Source organism: Agromyces sp. NPDC058104 (genome assembly GCF_042884835.1).
In the GTDB taxonomy this organism is placed as follows: domain Bacteria; phylum Actinomycetota; class Actinomycetes; order Actinomycetales; family Microbacteriaceae; genus Agromyces.
Genome location: NZ_JBHVTD010000005.1, coordinates 52,431 through 74,257 on the forward strand (window position 1 = coordinate 52,431; position 21,827 = coordinate 74,257).

Genomic DNA, 21,827 nt, shown 5'->3' on the forward strand with positions numbered 1-21,827 from the left:
GCTAGGCTGGCCCGGTGACGATCAAGGTCGCCGTGGCCGGAGCCACGGGCAAGATGGGGCAGCTGGCGATCCGACTCATCGAGGCGGCCGACGACCTCGAACTGCACGCGGCGCTCGACTCGCGTTCGAGCCTCGACGAGATGCTCGGCGCCGACGTCGCCCTCGACGTCACCCACCCCGCCGCGAGCTCGTCGATCGTCGAGTTCGCGGTCGACGCCGGCATCCCCATCGTGGTCGGCACCTCGGGCTGGTCGAGCGACCGCATCGCCGAGGTCTCCCGCTCGGTACGTGCGCGCGACGACGCGGGTGCGGTGCTGTTCGTGCCGAACTTCTCGGTCGGCAGCGTGCTGGCGACCGCGTTCGCGGCGCTCGCCGCTCCCTACTTCGACTCGATCGAGATCATCGAGGCCCACCACGCGGGCAAGGTCGACTCGCCCTCGGGCACCGCGGTCCGCACCGCCGAGCTCATCGGCGAGGGCCGCGGCGCGGCCGGGCCCGTCGCGGCGCCGCACGCCGACCAGCGCGCCCGCGGCCAGCTCGTGTCGGGCGTGCCCGTGCACAGCCTCCGCATGTCCGGCGTCCTGGCCGAGCAGCGCGTCATCATGGGCGGCGACGGCGAGACGCTCTCGTTCACGCACTCGACCCTCTCGCCGAGCTCGTACGAGGCCGGCATCCTGCTCGCGCTGCGGCGCGCGCCCGAGGCATCCGGGGTCACCGTCGGCCTCGACGCGCTGCTCGAGCTCGGCCTGCCCGGCTCGATCCGATGACCGTCAAGGCGGGCGCGCTCCTCATGGCCGCCCTGCTCGCGCTCTACCTCGTCCTCGTCGGCTGGCGCGCCGTGCAGTTCGTCGCGACCGGCGAGCCGGTCGCGGTCGCGATGGGCGTCGCGCTCATCGTGCTGCCGATCATCGCGGCGTGGGCGCTCTGGCGCGAGCTCGCGTTCGGCATCCGCTCGCAGGCGCTCGTGAAGCGCCTCGAGGCCGAGGGCGGGCTCGACCTCGAGCTTCCCCTGCTGCCGAGCGGCCGCCCCGACCGTGCTGCCGCCGGGGCCGAGTTCGGCCGCTTCAAGGCCGAGGCCGAGGCCGAGCCCGATTCATGGCGAGCCTGGCTGCGCCTCGGTCTCGCGTACGACGCGGCGGGCGACCGCCGCCGCGCCCGCCAGGCCGTGCGGCAGGCTATCCAGCTCGATCGCGCTTCGCGCTGAGCATCGCGTCGAGCGCCGACTCGACCGTGGGGTGCGTGAAGCGGTAGCCGTCGTCGAGGAGGCGCTGCGGCCTGACCTTCTGGCTCGAGAGCAGCAGCTCGTCGGCCGCGCGGCCGAGCGCGAGCTCGAGCATACGCTCGGGCACCGCGAAGGCGTACGGCCGTTTCATGCGCTCGGCCATGGACGTCATCACCCGGTCGGCGGTGGCGGGCGTCGGGCCCGTGAAGTTCACCGGGCCAGACAGCTTCGAGCCGAGCAGGTGCACGAGCCCGCCCACCTCGTCGTCGAGCGCGACCCACGGCCAGTGCTGGCCGCCGGTGCCGAGTCGTCCCGAGACGCCCATCTTCGTCAGCGTGCCCACGCGCTGCATCGCGCCGCCCTGGCCGACGACGAGGCCGGTCCGCACGTGCACGGTGCGGGTCTCCTCGGGGGCGAGCGTCGCGGCCTGCTCCCATTTCGCGACGACCTCGGCGAGGAATCCCGTGCCTGCGCTCGAGTACTCGGTGAGCAGCTCGCCCGGCCGGTCGCCGTAGTAGCCGACGGCCGAGGCGCTGAGGAACACCGACGGCGGGTTGCGTGCCTTGCGCATCGCGTCGGCGAGCGTGCGCGTCACGCCGATGCGCGAGTCGAGGATCTCGCCGCGGTAGCCCTTCGTCCAGGGCAGCCGCGCGAGCGAGGCGCCCGCGAGGTTCACGACCGCGTCGACCCGGTCCATCACCGTGAAGTCGATGATGCCCGCCGCCGGCGACCACGACACCTCGTCTCCGGCCTGTGCCCGCCGGCGCACGAGCCTGACGACCTCATGCCCCTCGTGACGCAACCGCTCGACGAGCGGCGCGCCGATGAAGCCCGAGGCGCCGGCGATCAGGACCCGCATCGCTCAGGCGAGTTCGGCTTCGATCGTGATCGGGATGCCGGCGAGCGCCTGCGAGATCGGGCAGCCCGCCTTCGCGTCGTTGGCGAAGGCCTCGAACTCGGCCTCGCTGAGGCCGGGCACCCGTGCGCTCACGAGCAGGTGGCTGCCGAGCACGCCCTTGCCGGCCTCGAAGGTCACGGCGGCCGTCGTCTGGATGCTCTCGGCGGGGTTGCCGGCCTGCGCGAGCGCGAGCGAGAGCGCCATCGAGAAGCAGGAGGAGTGCGCCGCGGCGAGCAGTTCTTCGGGGTTCGTCGTGTTCGCGACGCCCTCGGCGCGGGCCTTCCAGTTGACGGGGAAGCTCGCGAGGCCCGAGGAGTCGAGGCCGACCTCGCCCGAGCCCTCGAACAGCGTGCCCTTCCAGACGGTCGTCGCTTCACTCGTGATTGCCATCGGGTTCCTCCACTTCGAGCCGGAGTCTCAGCCTAGCGGGGCCGTGGCCGGACGCGCCGGGAGGATTCGTCGCGCCGTCCGGCGCGATCGACGGGCGGCCGGATGCCCCGCGCTCACGCCGTGCGGATCACCCGCGCCCGCACCAGCAGCAGGTAGATCTGGCAGCCGAGGCAGAAGTCGAACGCGGCGTTGAGGAAGGCGGCGACGAAGGCGACGGCCGCCGCGATCGGCACGGCGTACGGCACGCCGAGGAGGGCGAGCACGACCCCGGCAGCGGCGACGGCGAAGCCGATGCCCTGCGCGAACGTCGGTGGGCGAGGGTCCTCGAGCTCGGCAGGCGGCGCCAGGCGAGGTCGGACGAAGCGCGCGAACAGGAGTCCGAACGGGTGGCGACGGATGCCGGCGAAGGCGCCCCACGCGAAGAGCGCCGTGAGCGCGACGAGCAACCAGAAGGCCGGCGTCGCGGCGCCGGCGACGGCGAGCACGACGGTGACGAGCAGGAGGCTCGCGGTGATCGCCGCCCCGAAGCGCGGGCCCCGCGGGTCTATGCCCGCGGCAGTCGCGCGCCCGTTCGTCTGCTCAGTGGATGCCGACATGGTTCCTCCCGAGGATGTCGTCGAGTCGGGCGCGCACGAGCTCGGCGCGCGGGGCTCCGCCGATGCGCGCCCGCACGGCGCCGTCGGCGTCGAGGAGCAGCATCGTGGGGGTCTGGCTGATCCGGAAGCGCGCGGCGAGATCCGCCCGGTGGGTGAGGTCGACCTCGACGTGGCGGGTGCCGGCCTCGTCGTCGGCGATCGCGCCGAGCAGACGCGCGGCGGCGGGGCAGCGGCTGCAGAACTCGGTCGAGAACTGGAGGAGCGTCGCCCGGGTGCCGAAGCCGTCGGCCGCGAGCCCGAGCTCGCTCGGGCGCACCCGCTCGCCCGAACCGCGCACGGCGCGACCCTGCGCGGCGCGCCAGGCGAGGCCGGCGACGGTCGTCACCGCGACGAGCGCGACGCCGATCGCGAGCGCGGGCAGGAGGTCCATGGGACGAAGGTAGGCCCGCCCGGTCGCGGCGCGACGACTGTGACGACGAATGACGCCCGCACCGAGGCATCCGCGGGTTAGCCTTGATGCGATGTCCGAGACGATCGCAACCCCGTACGAAGACCTCCTGCGCGACGTGCTCGAGCACGGCACGCCGAAGACCGATCGCACCGGCACCGGCACGCGCAGCGTGTTCGGCCGGCAGCTGCGGTTCGACCTCGCCGAGGGGTTCCCCCTCATCACGACGAAGCGCGTGCACTTCAAGTCGATCGCGTACGAGCTGCTGTGGTTCCTCCAGGGCTCCTCGAACGTGGGCTGGCTGCAGGAGCACGGCGTCTCCATCTGGGACGAGTGGGCCGACGCCGACGGCGAGCTCGGCCCCGTCTACGGGGTGCAGTGGCGGTCGTGGCCGACCCCGTCGGGCGAGGTCATCGACCAGATCGCCGACGTGGTCGCGCAGATCCGCGAGAACCCCGACTCGCGCCGCCTCATCGTCTCGGCGTGGAACCCCGCCGACATCCCCTCCATGGCGCTGGCCCCCTGTCACGCCCTGTTCCAGTTCTACGTCGCGGACGGCCGGCTGTCGTGCCAGCTCTATCAGCGCAGCGCCGACCTCTTCCTCGGCGTGCCGTTCAACATCGCCTCGTACGCGCTGCTCACCCACATGGTCGCCGCGCAGACCGGCCTCGAGGTCGGCGACTTCGTCTGGACGGGCGGCGACTGCCACATCTACGACAACCACGTCGAGCAGGTGACCGAGCAGCTCACCCGCGCGCCGTTCGCGCCGCCGACGCTGCGCCTGGCCCGCACGCCCGACTCGATCTTCGACTACGAGTACGACGACCTCGTGGTCGAGGGCTACGAGCACCACCCGGCGATCCGCGCCGCCGTCGCGGTATGAGCGAGGATGCCCCGGCGCGTGCCCCGCACGGCGTCGGCGCGCCCCGCCCGGGTGAGCGCGAGGCATCCGAGGTCGTGCCCGCGCGCATCGGGCTCGTCTGGGCGCAGGCCGACGGGGGAGTGATCGGCCGCGACGGCGGAATGCCGTGGCACGTGCCCGAGGACCTCGCCCACTTCAAGGCCGTGACGCTCGGCGCCCCCGTCGTCATGGGCCGCAAGACCTGGGACTCGCTGAACCCCCGGTATCGGCCCCTGCCCGGGCGCCGCAACATCGTGGTGACCCGCCAGGAGGACTGGGCCGAAGGGGGCGCCGAGCGCGCCGGCTCGCTCGACGAGGCGCTCGCGCTCGCCGCCGACGTCGACCGGGTCTGGGTCATCGGCGGCGGGCAGCTCTTCGCCGAGGCGATCGGCCGCGCCGACCTGCTGGAGGTGACCGAGCTCGTCCACCCCGGCGGCTTCGCGCCCGAGCCCGGCGACGTGCTCGCCCCGGCCGTGCCGCCCGCCTTCGCCGTCGTCGCCGCCGACCCGGCCGACGGCACGCACACCTCCCGCACCGGCATCCGCTACCGCTTCCTCAGCTACCGCCGCGCCTGACCGGCCGCACGCCGCTCGGGGCGAGTCGCAGGACAGGACCCTCGACACCCCGCTCGAACGGGCAGTTCCACCAGGCAGGTCCGGCGACTCGCGGCGCGCCGGTGCGTGGCGCCGAGCGAGTCGGAGGATGATCGCGGCGACGCGCCGCCGGTCGGGCGTGTTTCGTCGACCGGCTCCTGCGACTCGACGAACGCCCTGCCCCTCACCGCTCCTCCACAGGCCGCGCCCGCGGTGCGATCCACCGTCCGCCCGAGGCGAACGAGCGGCCGCAGCCGAGATCGGCAGGATCGTGGCATGCGCATCCACCCGGTCGAGGTTCGTCGGTGGTGCGAGAGCCTCGGCGGAGTCGCACGCACCGCCGAGCTCGCCCGCGTCGGCGTCGATCGGACTCCCTCCGAGCAGCGCTCGAGGCGGGCGAGCTGCGGCGCGTTCGCGAAGGGGTGTATGCGACTCCAGACACCGGTGCCGAGGTCATCACCGCGGTCCTCCACGGCGGCGCGCTCGGATGCGCGAATCGGTTGCGGGCCGAAGGGCTGTGGCTCATCGGCTGCGACGAACGCGTCCACGTGTCGATGCCGCCGACCGGTCGCCGCAGGCCGCACGACGGGTGCGAGTGCGTCAGCCATTGGACCGCGACCACGACCGACGGCGGCACGGCCCCGCTCGTCGATGCGCTCGTGCAGTTGCTCCAGTGCCGGGGTACTGAGGACTTCTTCGTCGCACTCGAGTCCGCGATGCGGAAGCGTCGGTTGTCGAGGTCCGGAGTGCAGCGGCTTCGGGCTCGCGTGCAGGCGCAGCACCGCCATCTCGTCGACTTCGCGAGATGGGACGCCGACAGCGGTCTCGAGTCGTTGCTGCGACTCCGGTTCCGGAGGTCCGGCCTCGATCTCGCCCCGCAGGTCCGGATTCCCGGAGTCGGGCGAGTCGACTTCGTCCTCGTCGGCCTCGTCGTCGTCGAGGTCGACGGCGTGCCCGGCCACGCGGACTCGCTGATCTCGAGGCACAAGGACCTCGTGCGCGATGCCGTTGCCTCAGCGCACGGGCTCGAGACCCTGCGTTTCGACTACGCGCTCGTGGTGCACGATTGGCCGCTCGTCGAAGCGGCGATTCTCGCCGCGGTCGCCCGTGCGCGGCGGCGACGTGCGCGACGAGTCGTCGGATGAAACTCCTCCGCGTCGTCCCCGTCGCGGCGTGTCGCATGGCCGGGCCTTCGACTTGCCGCTCCGCGATGCGCGCGCTCTGACGAGTCGCAGGACGATCCGGCGCGCAGCAGCTGAGCCGAGGCGCGTCGGCCGACCGGTCCTGCGACTCGACACTCCGCGACGACGTCCGGGCCCGGGCAGGCGGAGCGCGGTGCACCGCATGACCCGGTGGGTCACGCCGCCCCGAGGCATCCGCTCGAACCGATACGCTGGTGGGCGTGACTCAAGAGAACCCCTTCGGACAAGTGCTCGTCGCGCTCGTCACGCCGTTCACGGCGGACGGCGAGGTCGATTGGCCCGGGGTCGAGAAGCACATCGATCACCTCATCCAGGGCGGTGCCGACGGCATCGTGGTCACGGGCACCACGGGTGAGACCTCGACCCTGACCGACCCCGAGAAGATCCGGCTGGTCGAGGTCGGCAAGGACGTGGCGGCGGGGCGCGCGAAGATCATCACGGGCGGCGGCTCGAACGAGACCGCGCACGCGATCGAGCTGTACAAGCACTCCGAGCAGGCCGGCGCCGACGGCATCATGATCGTCACGCCGTACTACAACAAGCCGACCCAGGCCGGCATCCTCACCCACTTCCGGATGGTCGCGGACGCCACCGACCTGCCGGTGATCCTGTACGACATCCCCGGGCGCACGGGCGTGCCGATCAAGTACGAGACGATCCTGCGGCTCGCGAAGCACCCGAACATCCTCGCCGTGAAAGACGCGAAGGGCGACTTCTCCGAGGTCAGCCGCGTGCTCAACCAGACCGACCTGATGTACTTCTCGGGCGACGACGCGAACGTGCTGCCGCACCTCGCGATCGGCGCGACGGGCCTCATCGGCGTCACGGCGAACATCGCGCCCGCGCCGTACCGCACCATCGTCGACGCGGTGAACCGCGGCGACCTGAAGGCCGCCACCGAGGCGCACCAGCAGCTCGAGCCGCTCGTGCGCGCCGTGATGACCCATGTGCCGGGCACCGTCGCGGCGAAGTACATCCTGCACGGCCTCGGCCGCATCTCGAGCCCGCGGGTGCGTCTGCCCCTCGTCGGACCCGAGGAGTGGGAGGCCGCGCTCATCGAGGACGAGATCGACCTCGTGAGCGGCATCCCGGGCGTCGACTTCCACAACTTCCGACCCGACCGCAACGCCGCCGCCGGCGGCGCACTGCCGAAGGTGGCCGGCACCACCCGCTGAGCGGGCGGCGGTCCACCTCACCACGAGACATCCGCGGCGCCGTGAGCGTCGCACCGAACTGAACACCGCAACGTTAGGAGGGCACTGTGCCCGACACCGTCATCGATCCCGCTCCGCTCGAAGCAGGGACGCTCCGCATCATCCCGATCGGCGGCCTCGGGGAGGTCGGCCGCAACATGACGAGCTACGAGATCGACGGCAAGATCCTCATCGTCGACTGCGGCGTGCTCTTCCCCGAGGAGCACCAGCCGGGCGTCGACCTGATCCTGCCCGACTTCGGCTTCCTCCGCGACCGCCTCGACGACATCGTCGGCGTCGTGCTGACGCACGGCCACGAAGACCACATCGGTGCGGTGCCGTACCTCCTGAAGCTCCGTCGCGACATCCCCCTGATCGGCTCGCAGCTGACCCTCGCACTCGTCGAGGCGAAGCTGAAGGAGCACCGCATCGCTCCCTACACGCACACCGTGAAGGAGGGGCAGCAGGAGGAGATCGGCCCGTTCGACCTCGAGTTCGTCGCGGTGAACCACTCCATCCCCGACGCGCTCGCCGTCGCGATCATCACCGACGCGGGCACGGTGCTCGCGACCGGCGACTTCAAGATGGACCAGCTGCCGCTCGACGGCCGCCTCACCGACCTGCGCGAGTTCGCGCGGCTCGGCGAGGAGGGCGTCGACCTGTTCATGGTCGACTCCACGAACGCGGATGTCCCGGGGTTCACCCCGCTCGAGCGCGAGATCGGCCCGGTGCTCGACCAGGTCATCTCGCGTGCGCCGAAGAAGGTCGTCGTGGCGAGCTTCTCGAGCCACGTGCACCGCGTGCAGCAGGTGCTCGACGCGGCGCACGCGAACGGGCGACGCGTGGCCCTCCTCGGTCGCAGCATGGTGCGCAACATGACCATCGCCGCCGACCTCGGCTACCTCAATGTGCCCGAGGGGGTGCTCGTCGACTACAAGAAGGCCGGCGACATCCCCGACGAGAAGATCGTGTACATGTCGACGGGGTCGCAGGGCGAGCCGATGGCGGTGCTCAGCCGCATGGCGAACCGCGACCACCAGATTGAGATCGGCGAGGGCGACACGGTGATCCTCGCGTCGAGCCTCATCCCCGGCAACGAGAACGCGGTCTACCGCGTCATCGACGGGCTGACGAAGCTCGGCGCGAACGTCGTGCACAAGGCCAACGCGAAGGTCCACGTCTCGGGCCACGCGGCTGCGGGCGAGCTGCTCTACTGCTACAACATCCTGAAGCCGGCCAACGTGCTGCCGATCCACGGCGAGTACCGCCACCTGCAGGCGAACGCGAAGCTCGCGCGCGACACGGGCATCCCCGCCGAGAACGTCTTCATCGGCGAGAACGGCACCGTCTACGACATGACCGACGGCGTCGTGCGCGAGGCCGGCCAGCTCGACCTCGGCTTCGTCTACGTCGACGGGTCGACGGTCGGCGAGATCACGGATGCCGACCTGAAGGACCGCCGCATCCTGGGTGAAGAGGGCTTCATCTCGGTGATCGTCGTCGTGGATGCCACGACCGGACACGTCATCTCGGGCCCCGAGATCCACGCCCGCGGCTTCGCCGAGGACGACGCCGTGTTCGAGGACGTCAAGCCGAAGATCGTGGCCGCCCTCGCCGAGGCCGCGCAGAACGGCGTGCGCGACTCGCACGCCCTGCAGCAGCTCGTGCGCCGCACGCTCGGCACCTGGGTGAACCGGCGCCTGCGTCGCCGCCCGATGCTCGTGCCGCTCGTCATCGAGGCGTAGGCGGCGTTCGCGGCTCGCGGCTCGCGGCACGCGGCACGCGGCACGCCGCGAGTGAGCCCGCGCGGGCCCGCCGCCGTCACACGAAACACGGCCGAAACACCTCGGTCGTAGCATCCGCGCATGTCGACGTTCACGCTGCGCCCCGCCGCCCCTTCCGACGGGGCGTTCCTCGCCGACATGGTCGTCGAGGCCGCGAACTGGCGGCAGGGCGCGGCCAGGCCGCGACCCGAGGTGCTCGCCGATCCGATCTCCCGCGGCTACATCGCGGGGTGGCAGCGGCCGGCCGATCGCGGCGTGGTCGCGGTCGACGACGGCGGCCGCCCAGTGGGCGCGGCCTGGTACCGCCTGTTCTCGGTCGAGCAGCGGGCGCACGGCTTCGTCGCGACCGGCGTGCCCGAGCTCATCATCGGGGTGCGCCCGCTGTGGCGGGCGCAGGGCGTCGGCAGGGCGATGCTGCAGGGGCTCGCGGATGCCGCGCGCTCGGCCGGGTTCGCGAGGCTGACCCTCTCCGTCGAGCACGGCAACTTCGCGGGCGTGCTCTACCGCTCGGAGGGGTTCGCGGTGGTCGAGACGGCCGGCGGGCGCGACACCATGGTGCGCACGCTCGCGTGACAGGGTGCCGCACCGCCGCCGGATCGCAGACACTCGCCCCGTGATGCGGGTGTGCGTCGGCCGTCGGCCTTAGCCTTGTCGTCATGGCTACGAGCACCAAGTCGAACGGGCGCGCCTCGGGCACCTCGTCCCGCGGCGGTGGCTCGCGCACGGCCCCGACCAAGAAGCTGCCCGCGCAGACGACTCGCGGCGCCGCCGCGAAGAAGGCCGCGGCCGCGGCATCCGATCGTCCCAACCTTCTCGTCCGCATGTGGATGGGGCTCGCCCACGTCACCGGCGGGGCGGCGCGCGCCCTCGGCCCCGAGACGCTCACCAAAGAGGAGCGCCGCGACGGCCTCCCGTTCTTCCTCGTCCTGCTCGCGATCGCCGGGGCGGTCGTCGAGTGGTTCTTCATCAACGAGCCCGTCGCCCAGACGCTCGACGCGTGGACCTTCGGCATGCTCTTCGGCCGCGTGGCGTTCGCGCTGCCGATCATCCTGCTCATCTTCGCCGTCTGGTTGTTCCGCCACCCGAGCTCGGTGCACGACAACACGCGCATCGGCATCGGCGTCGGCATCCTGCTGGTCAGCGTCTCGGCGCTGTGCCACATCTTCGGCGGCCAGCCCGAGCCGAGCGAGGGCATGGCCGTGCTCGCGCGCGCGGGCGGCATCCTCGGATGGATGCTCGCGGCCCCGCTGATCCTCCTCCTCACCGAGGTGGGCGCCACGATCGTCGTGATCCTGCTCGTGCTGCTGGCGCTCCTCATCATCACGAAGACCCCGCCGAACCGCATCCCGGCGCGCTTCCGCGAGCTGTACGCGTGGCTGTTCGGCGCCCCCGAGGCGGCCGAGCAGCCCGAGGCCGAGCCGAAGCCGTCACGTCGCGACCGGCGCAAGAGCGTGCAGACCGAGCTCGACGGCATCGACGGCGAGGGCGACGACGACGAGCCCACCGGGCTCCTGCCCTGGTGGCGACGCAACGCCTCCAACCGCGAGGAGGACCCCGAGTTCGAGGCACCCGGCGTCGACGGGCTCACCGAGGTCTTCGGCCAGGGCTCGGCGGCAGGCAGCTTCGAGAGCCCGATCGAGGGCGTCGGCGGCGGTGCCGCCGGTGTGGCGGGGGAGTACGGCACCGAGGTGCTCGGCGACCTCGAGCGCGCCGAGTCGGCGCTGCAGCAGTTCACCGGTGAGGCGCCGCAGGGCGGCCGCGGGCTGCGCGGCGACGACGCCGGGGCCACCCAGGCGGTGCCGCTCTACGACGCGGGCGCCGACTTCGCCGACGACCGGGCCGGCGCTGCGGCCGGCGCCGGCGGCGAGGCATCCGAGTTCGACGGCATGGGCGACGACGCGCCCGAGCGCCCGTACTTCCTCCCGTCGGCCTCGACACTCGCGGCGGGTCCGCCGGCGAAGACGCGCTCGCAGGCGAACGACGAGGTCGTGCGCCAGATCACCGGGGTGCTCGACCAGTTCTCGGTCGACGCGAAGGTCACGGGATTCTCGCGCGGGCCGACCGTCACGCAGTACGAGATCGAGCTCGGCCCCGGCGTGAAGGTCGAGCGCGTCACCGCGCTCTCGAAGAACCTCGCCTACGCGGTCGCCTCGAACGAGGTGCGCATCCTCTCGCCCATCCCGGGCAAGAGCGCGATCGGCGTCGAGATCCCGAACGCCGACCGCGAGACGGTGACCCTCGGCGACGTGCTGCGCTCCCAGGCGTCCGTCGGCGCGAAGCACCCGATGACCATCGGCGTCGGCAAGGACGTGGGCGGCGGCTACGTCGTCGCGAACCTCGCGAAGATGCCGCACCTCCTCGTCGCCGGCTCCACCGGCTCGGGCAAGTCGAGCTTCGTGAACTCGATGATCACGAGCCTCCTGATGCGGGCGAAGCCGTCCGACGTGCGCATGGTGCTCATCGACCCGAAGCGCGTCGAGCTCGCGCCGTACGCCGGCGTCCCGCACCTGATCACGCCGATCATCACGAACCCGAAGAAGGCGGCCGAGGCGCTGCAGTGGGTCGTGAAGGAGATGGACATGCGGTACGACGACCTCGCGTCGTTCGGGTTCCGCCACATCGACGACTTCAACAAGGCCGTCGTGAACGACGAGATCATCCTGCCCGCGGGCAGCGAGCGCAAGCTCAAGCCGTACCCGTACCTGCTCGTCGTGGTCGACGAGCTCGCCGACCTCATGATGGTCGCCCCGCGCGACGTCGAGGACTCGATTGTGCGCATCACGCAGCTCGCGCGCGCCTCGGGCATCCACCTCGTGCTCGCGACCCAGCGGCCGTCGGTCGACGTCGTCACGGGCCTCATCAAGGCCAACGTGCCGTCGCGTCTCGCGTTCGCCGTGACGAGCGTCACCGACTCGCGCGTCATCCTCGACCAGCCGGGCGCCGACAAGCTGATCGGCCAGGGCGACGCCCTGTTCCTGCCGATGGGGGCGTCGAAGCCGCTGCGCGTGCAGGGCGCCTGGGTGACCGAGGCCGAGATCGAGAAGGTCGTCACCCACGTCACGCGCCAGGCACGGCCCGAGTACCGGCAGGATGTCGCGGCCGCCGTCGAGCGGAAGGAGATCGACTCCGACATCGGCGACGACCTCGAGCTGCTGCTCGCGGCGGCCGAGCTCGTCGTGTCGACCCAGTTCGGCTCGACCTCGATGCTCCAGCGCAAGCTGCGCGTCGGCTTCGCGAAGGCGGGCCGCCTCATGGACCTGCTGGAGTCGCGCGAGATCGTCGGCCCGTCGGAGGGCTCGAAGGCGCGCGACGTGCTCGTCACGGCCGAACAGCTGCCCGGCGTGCTCGCGAAGCTCCGCGGGGAGCCCAGCGGGCCGAGCGCGCCGTCGGCGCCGCAGGCGGTGCCCGCCGCGGCGCCCGTCGCGCCGAACGAGGCGTACGACGCGCCCGACGACCGCTACGACGACCCGGTCGGGCGCATCCCCGAGGGGCTCGAAGAGGTCGAGGCCGACGGCGACGAAGACGCCTGGGGGCTCACCGGCCGCGACTGATCGGCCGGTATCCTTGGGCGTATGACCTCCTCCGCCGGCACCCCCGGGCGATCGGCGAACTGGAATCTCCCGAACGCCATCACCGTCGTGCGCATCCTCGCCGCGCCCGTGTTCTTCTGGCTGCTCCTCGCCGACGACGGCGCCGACGGCCCGCTCCGCTGGTGGGCGGCGGCGCTGTTCATCGTGGCGATCGCGACCGACGGCATCGACGGGCACATCGCCCGCTCGCGGGGGCTGATCACCGACCTCGGCAAGATCCTCGACCCGATCGCCGACAAGCTGCTGACGAGCGGCGCGCTCGTCTGCCTCTCGATCCTCGGCGAGCTGTGGTGGTGGGTGACGATCCTCATCATCGTGCGCGAGGTCGGCATCACCGTGTGGCGCCTCGTCGAACTGCGCCGCGGCAACGTCGTGCCGGCCTCCTCGGGTGGCAAGCTCAAGACGGTGGTGCAGGCCGTCGCGATCTCACTCGCCCTCGTCCCGCTGTGGACGATCGTCGGCGACTGGATCCTCTGGGTCAACTGGGCGGTCATGGGCCTGGCGCTCGTGCTCACGCTCTGGTCGGGCCTGCTCTACGTGCGCGACGCGGTGCGTCTGGCTCGGAGCGCGGGCGCCGCGAGCTGAGCGTCGTGCCCGAGGAGACGAGCGACCGGATGTCTCACCCTGACGCGTCGACGAGGGCGCTCGTCGAGCTGCTCACGCGGCGGAAGCTGCGCGTGGCGGTCGCCGAGTCGCTCACGGGCGGGCTCGTCGCGGCCGAGCTCACCTCTGTGCCCGGTGCCTCGCTCGTCGTCTCCGGCGGCATCGTCGCCTACGACACCGCCGTGAAGGCCTCGCTGCTCGGCGTCGACGGCGCGCTCCTCGAGCGCGAGGGGCCGGTGCATCCCGAGGTCGCGCGGCAGATGGCGCGCGGCGTGCGCGCGGCGCTCGCGATCGACGGTCGTCCGGCCGACGTCGGCCTCGCGACGACGGGGGTGGCCGGCCCCGACTGGCAGGGCGGCCGCCCGCCCGGCACCGTCTTCCTCGGCCTGTCGTTCGGCGACGAGGGCGGCACCGTCGGCGACGACGGCGCGACCGACGGTCAGCGCCCGGGCGGCGACGAGGCGATCGAGCTCGCGCTGATCGGCGACCGCGCCGAGGTCCGCCGAGCCACGGTGCGTGCGCTCATCGGGCATGCCCTTCGCCGCCTCGAGGCCGGCTGAGCGCCGCGGGGTCCGCCCGAGGCATCCCGCCGCGCCGATCGCCGCCGCGCCGCCCGCTTCGGATCTCGTGCCGGGAGCGCGGAATAGTCTTCGTGAACACCCTGTTACATGTGGCAGGTTCACACGAAAGGCCCAGTGTGCAACGCTAGATTCGGAAGCCAAGAGCATCAGGTAAACTGACGCTCCCGTTTCCGGCTCCGGCGGAGTCGAGGCAGTGTAGAAGGAGGTTCCCCGATGGTTCTGGTTCGACAGGAGATCGGCGACGTGTTGAGGGACTTCCGCCTGCAGAAGGGGCGCACGCTCCGGCAGGTCGCGTCCAAGGCGAGCGTCGCCCTGGGTTACCTGAGCGAGGTCGAGCGGGGTCAGAAAGAGGCCTCGTCCGAGATCCTCGCCTCGGTCGCCGAGGCGCTCGATACGCCCATCTCGGTGATCATGCACGAGGTCGGCGACCGCATCGCGGTGCTCGAGGGCCTCTCCGTGGTGCCCGACAGCCTGCCCGACGAGCTCGTCGCCGAGTTCGACGCCGACCTCATGGTCCGCTGAGCACGCTGACCCGATCGTTCTTCTCTCGCTTCGGCCGGTCCCCGGACCGGCCGAAGCCATGTCCGGAGGTCCCGTGAAGCTCAGCGAATTCCAGATCGCCGTCGACGCCGAGTTCGGCGCCGGCTACGGCGGCGTCGTCGTGAACGACCTCGTGCTCGCCTCCCTCGGCGGTCGCACGGCGCGCGAGGCGCTCGCCGCGGGCGCCCGGCCGCGCGAGGTGTGGCTCGCGCTCTGCGAGGCGACGGATGTCCCCGAGTCGCACCGGCACGGCGCGGGCCGCCCGGTGCCGGGGGAGTCCCGGGGCGCCTCGGGGCGCTGACGTCCGCCCCGGCGCGGGCTCACGCCGTTCCGAAGACGCGTTCGACACGCGGCGCGTCGGTTCGAACATTCATTCGGATCCTGCGCTAGGCTCCTCAACAGCAGGAGGAACGGCGTGACCGTCCACATCCCGGCCCGCACGGGCAGGGGATGTCGGTGGTCGACCATACGGTCGATGCGTCGGAACACACCGCAACCGCCTTGTCGCGAGACGCCGCGGGTCAGCACCGGTCAGCCGGGGCCCGCGACGTGGAACGACAGCCTAGAGGCAGCAGCACACGAGCATCGAAGGAGTCCACACCATGGCATCACCCGCAGACCGCGAGAAGTCGCTCGAAGCCGCGCTCGCGCAGATCGACCGCCAGTTCGGCAAGGGGTCGGTCATGCGCCTCGGCAGCGAAGAGCGCGCCCCCGTCGAGGTCATCCCGACCGGTTCGATCGCCCTCGACGTCGCCCTCGGCGTCGGCGGACTCCCGCGCGGCCGCATCGTCGAGATCTACGGCCCCGAGTCGTCGGGAAAGACGACGCTCACGCTCCACGCGATCGCCAACGCGCAGCGCGCCGGCGGCATCGCCGCGTTCGTCGACGCCGAGCACGCGCTCGACCCCGAGTACGCCAAGAAGCTGGGCGTCGACATCGACGCGCTGCTCGTCTCGCAGCCCGACACGGGCGAGCAGGCGCTCGAGATCGCCGACATGCTCGTGCGCTCGGGCTCGATCGACCTCATCGTGATCGACTCGGTCGCGGCGCTCGTGCCCCGCGCCGAGATCGAGGGCGAGATGGGCGACTCCCACGTCGGCCTCCAGGCCCGCCTCATGTCGCAGGCGCTCCGCAAGCTGACCGGTGGCCTCAACCAGACCAACACCACGATGATCTTCATCAACCAGCTCCGCGAGAAGATCGGCGTCTTCTTCGGCAGCCCCGAGACGACCGCGGGCGGCAAGGCGCTGAAGTTCTACGCCTCCGTGCGTCTCGACATCCGCCGCATCGAGACCCTGAAAGACGGCACCGAGGCGGTCGGCAACCGTACTCGCGTGAAGATCGTCAAGAACAAGATGGCGCCGCCCTTCAAGCAGGCCGAGTTCGACATCCTCTACGGTGTCGGCATCTCGCGCGAGGGCAGCCTCATCGACTACGGCGTCGACCAGGGCATCGTCAAGAAGTCGGGCGCCTGGTACACCTACGACGGCGACCAGCTCGGCCAGGGCAAAGAGAACGCCCGCAACTTCCTGTTGCAGAACCCCGACATCGCCGCCGACATCGAGCAGAAGATCCTCGTCAAGCTCGGCATCGGCCAGGCGGGCGCTGCGGCTGCGAACACGGCGCCGGCGAACGTCGAGTCGATCACCGCGAAGCGCAAGGGCGCCTGAGCGGCGAGCAGTACACGATGACCGGGCAGGAGGGCAGCATGGACGACCCGTCGGCCGAGCACCTCGCCCCGGTCACCTACCTGCCGTGGGTGCGGCACGACGTCGCGCCCACGGCCGAAGAACGTCCCGGCGAGGCGGGTACGGCGCGTCGATCTGCACCGGCGCGTCGGCCTCGCCGGGCATCCGAGCTGCTCGGAGAACAGCCTGCCCCCGACCCCGCCGACGGCTGGTACGTCGACCCCGACGAGTCGCGCGCGCCGGCCTCCACAGGGAGCGATCCCGCCGAGACGCGACCGTCGCGCGCGAAGCCCGAGGAGCGCGCCGAGCGTCGGCCTCGCGCCGGCGCCCCTCGCCCCGTCAGGAGCATCGGCTCGGCCGAGATCGACGCCGAGCCCGTCGAGTCGGGCGTCGAGCGCGACGAGCGCATCGACCGCCTCGTGGTCTCGCGGCTGCGACGCTCGGCCCTCTCGGTCCGCGAGGTGCGTGCCGTGCTCGCCGAGCACGGCCTCGACGAGGTTGAGGTCGAGCAGTGGATCGAACGCTACGAGCGGCTCGGCTACCTCGACGACGCGCGCCTGGCCGAGCAGCTGGTGCACAGCCAGGGCGTGCGCCGCGGCAAGGGCAGCGGCGCACTGCTGCAAGAGCTCGGGCGCCGGGGCGTCGACCAGGCGGTCGCCCGCGCGGCCGTCGAAGACCTCGACCCCGAGACCGAGCTCGAGAACGCCCGCGTGGTCGCCGAGCGCCGGGCGCGACAGCTTCGCGGCCTCGACCGGCAGACCGCCGAACGCCGCCTCTCCGCCTTCCTGCAGCGCCGCGGCTACCCCGGCGACATCGTGCGCGAGGCGGTGACGGCGGCACTGGCCGGTGAGGGCTCGTAAACTGGTTCGATCATGAGCACCATTCACGAGGTCGCCCGCGCCGAGGCGACGAGGCCTGCGCCGCGCACCTACGAGGTCCGCACCTTCGGGTGCCAGATGAACGTCCACGACTCCGAGCGCCTCAGCGGTTCGCTCGAGGCGGCGGGCTACGTGCCGGCCGACGGCAGCGAGCCCGACATCGTGGTCATCAACACCTGCGCGGTGCGCGAGAACGCCGACAACAAGCTCTACGGCAACCTCGGCCACCTCGCTGCGGTCAAGCGCCGACACGCCGGCATGCAGATCGCCGTCGGCGGCTGCCTCGCCCAGAAGGACAAGAACGTCATCCTCGAGAAGGCGCCCTGGGTCGACGTCGTCTTCGGCACGCACAACATGGGATCGCTGCCGAGCCTGCTCGAGCGTGCGCGCCACAACGACGAGGCGCAGCTCGAGATCCTCGACGCGCTCGAGGTGTTCCCCTCGACGCTGCCGACGAAGCGCGACTCGAGCTACAGCGGCTGGGTCTCGATCTCGGTCGGCTGCAACAACACCTGCACCTTCTGCATCGTGCCGGCGCTCCGCGGCAAGGAGAAGGACCGGCGTCCGGGCGAGATCCTCGCCGAGATCCAGGCGCTCGTCGACGACGGGGCGATCGAAGTGACCCTGCTCGGGCAGAACGTGAACTCCTACGGCGTCGAGTTCGGCGACCGGCAGGCGTTCGGCAAGCTGCTGCGTGCGGCCGGGCAGATCGAGGGGCTCGAGCGCATCCGCTTCACGAGCCCGCACCCGGCGGCGTTCACCGACGACGTGATCGACGCGATGGCCGAGACGCCCAACGTCATGCCGCAGCTGCACATGCCGCTCCAGTCGGGCTCCGACCGCATCCTCAAGGCGATGCGACGCTCGTACCGCTCCGAGAAGTTCCTCGGCATCCTCGACCGCGTGCGCGCGAAGATCCCGAACGCGGCGATCTCGACCGACATCATCGTCGGGTTCCCCGGCGAGACCGAAGAGGACTTCCTCGAGACCATGCGGGTCGTCGAGGCGTCGCGGTTCGCCTCGGCGTTCACCTTCCAGTACTCGATCCGGCCGGGCACACCCGCTGCGACGATGGACGACCAGGTGCCGAAGGAGGTCGTGCAGGAGCGCTACGAGCGACTCATCGCCCTCCAGGAGCACATCTCCTGGGAGGAGAACCAGCGCATGGTCGGGCGCCCGGTCGAGGTGCTCGTCGCGAACGGCGAGGGCAAGAAGGACGCCGAGACCCACCGCCTCAGCGGACGCGCCGAAGACAGCCGCCTCGTGCACTTCGAGGTGCCCGCGGGGTCCGAGCTGCCGCGCCCCGGCGACGTCGTGTCGGTCGTGATCACGCAGGCCGCGCCGTTCCACCTCATCGCCGACTCGACCGACGACGCCCCGCTGACGGTGCGCCGCACCCGCGCGGGCGACGCGTGGGACCGGGCGCAGGCCGAGAGCTGCGGCGTTCCCGCGACGGGCTCCGCCGACGGGCAGGCGGCCGGCGGCCGCGTCTCGCTGGGTCTGCCGTCGCTGCGCGTGCGCGGCGGCGAGCCGCTGGTGTCGCCCGGAGTCGGCACCATGCCGATCTACGACCCGACCGACGGCCAGCGCTGACGTGAGCCTCATCGCCGTCGTCGGCGCCACCGGCACCGGCAAGTCGGCGTTCGCGCTCGACCTCGCCGACGCCCTCGAACGCACCGGCCGCCGCGCCGAGGTCGTGAACGCCGACGCCATGCAGCTCTACCGCGGCATGGACATCGGCACCGCCAAGCTCCCCGTCGACGAGCGCCGCGGTGTACCGCACCACCTGCTCGACGTGCTCGACGTCACCGATGAGGCCTCCGTCGCCGAGTACCAGGCGCTCGCGCGTGCACGCATCGACGCCATCGTCGACGGAGGCGGGGTGGCACTGCTCGTCGGCGGGTCGGGCCTGTACGTCTCGTCCGTGATCCACGACTTCCGCTTCCCGGGCACCGACCCCGAGGTGCGCGCACGACTCGAGGCCGAGCTCGCCGAGCACGGCCCGGGCATGCTGCATGCGCGCCTGCGCGGCATCGACGCCGAGACCGCGGCGAAGGTCGACCCGCAGAACGGCCGGCGGGTGGTTCGCGCGCTCGAGGTGATCGAGGTCACGGGCGAGCCCGCCGCCGCGCGGCTCCCCGACGAGCCGGTGCCCTGGCGCGAGCATCGCATCGTGCACCTGCGATCCGATCGCGGTGCGCTCGTCGAACGGCTCGACGGGCGCGTGCACGACATGTGGCGGCAGGGCATCGTCGACGAGGTGCGCGGGCTCGTCCCACTCGGCCTCGAGCGCGGGGTCACCGCGCGCAAGGCGATCGGCTACGCGCAGGCGCTGGCCGAGCTGCAGGGCCGGATGCCCCGCGCCGACGCCGTGGCCGAGACGCAGCAGCTCACCCGCACCTACGCCAGGCGCCAGGTCGGGTGGTTCAAGCGCTACCGGGACGCCGTCGTGATCGACGCCGACGACGTGGCGGCCAGGGGCGCCGAACTGGCCCGCCAGGCCGCCCTAGACTGAGTCGCATGCCGTTCGATCTGCGATTCACCAAGGGCCAGGGCACGGGCAACGACTTCGTGCTCTTCAGCGATCCCGAGGGTGAGAACGCCCTGACCCCGACGCAGATCGCCGCCGTGTGCGACCGGCATTTCGGCGTCGGAGCCGACGGCGTGATCCGTGCGGTGCGGTCGAAGAACCTCGACGACGGTGCCGCCGCCCTCGCGGCCGATCCGCGCGCGGTCTGGTTCATGGACTACTGGAACGCCGACGGCACGGTCTCCGAGATGTGCGGCAACGGCATCCGTGTGTTCGTGCGCTACCTGCTCGACCAGGGGCTCGCCGAGCTCCACCCCGGTGCCGAGATCGCGATCGGCACCCGCGCCGGCGTCCGACTCGTGACCCGCACGGCGACCGGCTTCCAGGTCGACCTGGGGCCCTGGCATCTCGCGGGCGGCGAGCCGCTCGTGCGTGCGAAGCAGCTGCCGGTCGCCCGGCCGGGCCTCGGCATCGACGTGGGCAACCCGCACGTCGTGGTCGCCCTCGCCGACGACGACGAGCTCGAGGGGCTCGACCTGGCGTACGCGCCGATCCTCGACCCCGAACCCGTGGCGGGCGCCAACGTCGAGTTCGTGGTCCCGGCCGAGCCCCTCGTCGAAGACGGCGTGGGCCGGATCCGCATGCGCGTGCACGAACGCGGCTCCGGCGAGACGCTCTCGTGCGGCACAGGCGCCGTCGCCTCGGCGCTCGCCGTCCGGCACTGGGCGGGCGCCTCCGCGCCGAACGACTGGCGGGTGCAGGTGCCGGGCGGTGTGGTCGGCGTGCGCATGTTCGAGGCCGCCGACGGTGAGCACGTGGCCTTGGCGGGCCCCGCCGAGCTCGTCTTCGACGGCGTGCTCACGCTCGCCTGAGCGCGCCCGGAGCCTCCGGCCGGGCGAACGGCCGGGCGAACGGGCGGGCTACGCTCGAACGGTGACCCGCGACGCTTCCACCCCCGCTCGCGGCGGCGCCTTCCCCTGGCTGCTGCTCGTCGGGATCGCGCTCGTCGCGGTGAACCTCCGCGGCCCCCTCGTCGCCATCGCGCCGGTGATCGGCGACATCGAGGCGGAGCTCGGTCTGTCGGCGACCGCCGCGGGCCTCCTGACGAGCCTGCCGGTGCTGTGCTTCGCGCTCGGCACGCCGATCGCCGCATGGACGATCAGGCTCACGGGCGCCGAGCGGGCGGTCGCCGTCTCGCTCATCGGCGCCCTCGCCGGCACGATCATCCGTTCGGGGGGCACGACCGCGGCGGCGTTCGCCGGCACCATCGTGATCGGCCTCGCCATCGCGATCGGCAACGTCGTCATCCCGGTGGTCATCCGGCGCGATGTGCCGCCCGAGCGCGCGCAGCTGGTGACGGGCGTGTACGCCGCCATGATGAACATCGGTTCGCTGGCGACCGCCCTGCTCACGGCGCCGTTGGCGGAGGTGATCGGCTGGCAGCTCGCGATCCTGTCATGGTCGGCGTTCATGATCGTGGCGCTGGTCGTCTGGGGCGTGCACCTGCGCTTCACCACGATCGAGAACGCGGCGGCCAGGGAGGCGGAGGTGCTCGCGGTGACGGGTTCGCTCGCCGCGGTCGAGCCCGAGCGTCGGGCGACGTCGCGATCGGCCTGGCGCAACCCGATGACCTGGCTCCTGGCTGCGGCGTTCGCGGCGCAGTCGTTCTCGTTCTACGGCCTCACCGCGTGGTTGCCGAGCCTCGTGGCCGACGAGTTCGGCCTGAGCGACGTGACGGCCGGGGCGGTCGCCTCGTTGTTCCAGCTGTCGGCGATCGCCGGCGCGCTGGGCGCGCCGCTGCTCTCGAACGCCCGGCCGGTGTGGCTGCAGCCCGCGCTCGTCGGGGCGCTCTGGATCTCGCTGCCGCTGGGACTCCTCGTCGCCCCGGCGGGATACGGCCTGTGGATCTCGCTCGGAGGCGTGGCGCAGGGGGCGGGCTTCGTCGTGATCATCTCGACCGTCGTGCGCATCACGCGCGACGACCGCGAGGCGACGCAGATGTCGGCGCTCGTGCAGGCCGGCGGCTACGTGCTCGCGGCCGCGGGCCCGCCGCTGCTCGCCGCGCTGCACGAGTCGAGCGGGGCCTGGCAGCAGCCGATGCTGGTGGTCCTCGCCGCGACCGTCTCCTTCCTCGTGCTCACCACCGTGGCTGCGGTGCGCTCCGGGCGGGACACTCGGGCGCACGGCTGA

At 72.0% G+C, this 21,827-nt stretch carries 23 protein-coding genes; 19 read left to right on the top strand and 4 right to left on the bottom strand.

The window, feature by feature from the left end; all coding sequences use genetic code 11:
* Positions 1-14 precede the first annotated feature (14 nt).
* Both dapB and ACFVTH_RS18875 read left to right on the top strand, forming a co-directional pair.
* Positions 15-767 carry a 4-hydroxy-tetrahydrodipicolinate reductase gene (gene dapB, locus ACFVTH_RS18870; protein WP_387094383.1) on the top strand — a complete coding sequence of 251 codons (753 nt, stop codon included), beginning with the start codon at positions 15-17 and terminating at the stop codon, positions 765-767.
* Positions 764-1,204: a hypothetical protein gene (locus tag ACFVTH_RS18875; protein ID WP_387094385.1), complete on the top strand. Its 441-nt coding sequence runs from the start codon at positions 764-766 to the stop codon at positions 1,202-1,204. Before dapB ends, ACFVTH_RS18875 begins: the two co-directional genes overlap by 4 nt.
* On the opposite strand, the gene ACFVTH_RS18880 is transcribed toward ACFVTH_RS18875, so the two are convergent.
* The 4 genes from ACFVTH_RS18880 to ACFVTH_RS18895 form a co-directional block, all read right to left on the bottom strand.
* The gene (locus ACFVTH_RS18880) at positions 1,176-2,081 is read right to left on the bottom strand and encodes a TIGR01777 family oxidoreductase (protein ID WP_387094387.1); all 906 of its coding nucleotides are present in this window, start codon (positions 2,079-2,081) and stop codon (positions 1,176-1,178) included. The genes ACFVTH_RS18875 and ACFVTH_RS18880 overlap by 29 nt on opposite strands.
* Positions 2,082-2,084: 3 nt before the next feature.
* On the bottom strand, positions 2,085-2,510 hold the full coding sequence (locus tag ACFVTH_RS18885) for an OsmC family peroxiredoxin (protein ID WP_387094390.1): 426 nt from the start codon (positions 2,508-2,510) through the stop codon (positions 2,085-2,087).
* A gap of 113 nt (positions 2,511-2,623) precedes the next feature.
* The gene (locus ACFVTH_RS18890) at positions 2,624-3,106 is read right to left on the bottom strand and encodes a DUF4395 domain-containing protein (protein WP_387094392.1); all 483 of its coding nucleotides are present in this window, start codon (positions 3,104-3,106) and stop codon (positions 2,624-2,626) included.
* The gene (locus ACFVTH_RS18895; protein ID WP_387094395.1) at positions 3,090-3,536 is read right to left on the bottom strand and encodes a TlpA family protein disulfide reductase; all 447 of its coding nucleotides are present in this window, start codon (positions 3,534-3,536) and stop codon (positions 3,090-3,092) included. The genes ACFVTH_RS18890 and ACFVTH_RS18895 overlap by 17 nt, the downstream gene beginning before the upstream one ends.
* A gap of 91 nt (positions 3,537-3,627) precedes the next feature.
* Here ACFVTH_RS18895 and ACFVTH_RS18900 point away from each other — a divergent pair, with 91 nt between their 5' ends.
* From ACFVTH_RS18900 to ACFVTH_RS18980, 17 genes are all read left to right on the top strand, one after another.
* Complete coding sequence (locus ACFVTH_RS18900) at positions 3,628-4,437, top strand: thymidylate synthase (protein ID WP_387094398.1); 810 nt, start codon at positions 3,628-3,630, stop codon at positions 4,435-4,437.
* Positions 4,434-5,030: a dihydrofolate reductase gene (locus ACFVTH_RS18905; protein WP_387094401.1), complete on the top strand. Its 597-nt coding sequence runs from the start codon at positions 4,434-4,436 to the stop codon at positions 5,028-5,030. The genes ACFVTH_RS18900 and ACFVTH_RS18905 overlap by 4 nt, the downstream gene beginning before the upstream one ends.
* 440 nt (positions 5,031-5,470) lie before the next feature.
* The gene (locus ACFVTH_RS18910) at positions 5,471-6,193 is read left to right on the top strand and encodes a hypothetical protein (RefSeq protein WP_387094403.1); all 723 of its coding nucleotides are present in this window, start codon (positions 5,471-5,473) and stop codon (positions 6,191-6,193) included.
* 257 nt (positions 6,194-6,450) lie between these two features.
* Complete coding sequence (gene dapA / locus ACFVTH_RS18915; protein ID WP_386942101.1) at positions 6,451-7,425, top strand: 4-hydroxy-tetrahydrodipicolinate synthase; 975 nt, start codon at positions 6,451-6,453, stop codon at positions 7,423-7,425.
* Between the two features lie 86 nt (positions 7,426-7,511).
* The gene (locus ACFVTH_RS18920) at positions 7,512-9,188 is read left to right on the top strand and encodes a ribonuclease J (RefSeq protein WP_387094405.1); all 1,677 of its coding nucleotides are present in this window, start codon (positions 7,512-7,514) and stop codon (positions 9,186-9,188) included.
* A 120-nt stretch (positions 9,189-9,308) separates the two neighbouring features.
* Positions 9,309-9,800 (top strand): GNAT family N-acetyltransferase, encoded by a 492-nt coding sequence (locus ACFVTH_RS18925; protein ID WP_387094408.1) that lies wholly within the window; start codon positions 9,309-9,311, stop codon positions 9,798-9,800.
* 83 nt (positions 9,801-9,883) lie between these two features.
* Positions 9,884-12,778, top strand: a complete 2,895-nt coding sequence (locus ACFVTH_RS18930; RefSeq protein ID WP_387094411.1) for a DNA translocase FtsK 4TM domain-containing protein — start codon at positions 9,884-9,886, stop codon at positions 12,776-12,778.
* 21 nt (positions 12,779-12,799) lie between these two features.
* The gene (gene pgsA, locus ACFVTH_RS18935; protein ID WP_387094415.1) at positions 12,800-13,402 is read left to right on the top strand and encodes a CDP-diacylglycerol--glycerol-3-phosphate 3-phosphatidyltransferase; all 603 of its coding nucleotides are present in this window, start codon (positions 12,800-12,802) and stop codon (positions 13,400-13,402) included.
* 29 nt (positions 13,403-13,431) lie between these two features.
* A complete protein-coding gene (locus ACFVTH_RS18940) occupies positions 13,432-13,980 on the top strand; it encodes a CinA family protein (protein ID WP_387094418.1) in 549 nt (182 codons plus the stop codon).
* Between the two features lie 234 nt (positions 13,981-14,214).
* Positions 14,215-14,523: a helix-turn-helix domain-containing protein gene (locus ACFVTH_RS18945; protein WP_386942111.1), complete on the top strand. Its 309-nt coding sequence runs from the start codon at positions 14,215-14,217 to the stop codon at positions 14,521-14,523.
* Positions 14,524-14,596: 73 nt separating this feature from the next.
* Positions 14,597-14,842 (top strand): DUF3046 domain-containing protein, encoded by a 246-nt coding sequence (locus tag ACFVTH_RS18950; protein WP_387094420.1) that lies wholly within the window; start codon positions 14,597-14,599, stop codon positions 14,840-14,842.
* 301 nt (positions 14,843-15,143) lie between these two features.
* Positions 15,144-16,211 (top strand): recombinase RecA, encoded by a 1,068-nt coding sequence (gene recA, locus ACFVTH_RS18955; protein ID WP_387094423.1) that lies wholly within the window; start codon positions 15,144-15,146, stop codon positions 16,209-16,211.
* A gap of 17 nt (positions 16,212-16,228) precedes the next feature.
* The gene (locus tag ACFVTH_RS18960) at positions 16,229-17,089 is read left to right on the top strand and encodes a regulatory protein RecX (RefSeq protein ID WP_387094426.1); all 861 of its coding nucleotides are present in this window, start codon (positions 16,229-16,231) and stop codon (positions 17,087-17,089) included.
* A gap of 12 nt (positions 17,090-17,101) precedes the next feature.
* Positions 17,102-18,700 (top strand): tRNA (N6-isopentenyl adenosine(37)-C2)-methylthiotransferase MiaB, encoded by a 1,599-nt coding sequence (miaB, locus tag ACFVTH_RS18965; RefSeq protein ID WP_387094429.1) that lies wholly within the window; start codon positions 17,102-17,104, stop codon positions 18,698-18,700.
* A 1-nt stretch (position 18,701) separates the two neighbouring features.
* The gene (gene miaA / locus ACFVTH_RS18970) at positions 18,702-19,622 is read left to right on the top strand and encodes a tRNA (adenosine(37)-N6)-dimethylallyltransferase MiaA (protein WP_387094432.1); all 921 of its coding nucleotides are present in this window, start codon (positions 18,702-18,704) and stop codon (positions 19,620-19,622) included.
* 5 nt (positions 19,623-19,627) lie between these two features.
* Entirely contained in the window at positions 19,628-20,509 is an 882-nt protein-coding gene (dapF, locus tag ACFVTH_RS18975) for a diaminopimelate epimerase (RefSeq protein ID WP_387094435.1), read from the top strand.
* 61 nt (positions 20,510-20,570) lie between these two features.
* Positions 20,571-21,827, top strand: a complete 1,257-nt coding sequence (locus ACFVTH_RS18980; RefSeq protein WP_387094438.1) for a CynX/NimT family MFS transporter — start codon at positions 20,571-20,573, stop codon at positions 21,825-21,827.

Coding starts and splice junctions, on each gene's coding strand:
- ACFVTH_RS18875 (WP_387094385.1), top strand. CDS start 764: ATGACCGTCAAGGCGGGCGCGCTCCTCATGGCCGCCCTGCTCGCGCTC.
- ACFVTH_RS18880 (WP_387094387.1), bottom strand. CDS start 2,081: ATGCGGGTCCTGATCGCCGGCGCCTCGGGCTTCATCGGCGCGCCGCTC.
- ACFVTH_RS18885 (WP_387094390.1), bottom strand. CDS start 2,510: ATGGCAATCACGAGTGAAGCGACGACCGTCTGGAAGGGCACGCTGTTC.
- ACFVTH_RS18890 (WP_387094392.1), bottom strand. CDS start 3,106: ATGTCGGCATCCACTGAGCAGACGAACGGGCGCGCGACTGCCGCGGGC.
- ACFVTH_RS18895 (WP_387094395.1), bottom strand. CDS start 3,536: ATGGACCTCCTGCCCGCGCTCGCGATCGGCGTCGCGCTCGTCGCGGTG.
- ACFVTH_RS18900 (WP_387094398.1), top strand. CDS start 3,628: ATGTCCGAGACGATCGCAACCCCGTACGAAGACCTCCTGCGCGACGTG.
- ACFVTH_RS18905 (WP_387094401.1), top strand. CDS start 4,434: ATGAGCGAGGATGCCCCGGCGCGTGCCCCGCACGGCGTCGGCGCGCCC.
- ACFVTH_RS18925 (WP_387094408.1), top strand. CDS start 9,309: ATGTCGACGTTCACGCTGCGCCCCGCCGCCCCTTCCGACGGGGCGTTC.
- ACFVTH_RS18930 (WP_387094411.1), top strand. CDS start 9,884: ATGGCTACGAGCACCAAGTCGAACGGGCGCGCCTCGGGCACCTCGTCC.
- pgsA (WP_387094415.1), top strand. CDS start 12,800: ATGACCTCCTCCGCCGGCACCCCCGGGCGATCGGCGAACTGGAATCTC.
- ACFVTH_RS18940 (WP_387094418.1), top strand. CDS start 13,432: ATGTCTCACCCTGACGCGTCGACGAGGGCGCTCGTCGAGCTGCTCACG.
- ACFVTH_RS18945 (WP_386942111.1), top strand. CDS start 14,215: ATGGTTCTGGTTCGACAGGAGATCGGCGACGTGTTGAGGGACTTCCGC.
- recA (WP_387094423.1), top strand. CDS start 15,144: ATGGCATCACCCGCAGACCGCGAGAAGTCGCTCGAAGCCGCGCTCGCG.
- ACFVTH_RS18960 (WP_387094426.1), top strand. CDS start 16,229: ATGACCGGGCAGGAGGGCAGCATGGACGACCCGTCGGCCGAGCACCTC.
- miaB (WP_387094429.1), top strand. CDS start 17,102: ATGAGCACCATTCACGAGGTCGCCCGCGCCGAGGCGACGAGGCCTGCG.
- dapF (WP_387094435.1), top strand. CDS start 19,628: ATGCCGTTCGATCTGCGATTCACCAAGGGCCAGGGCACGGGCAACGAC.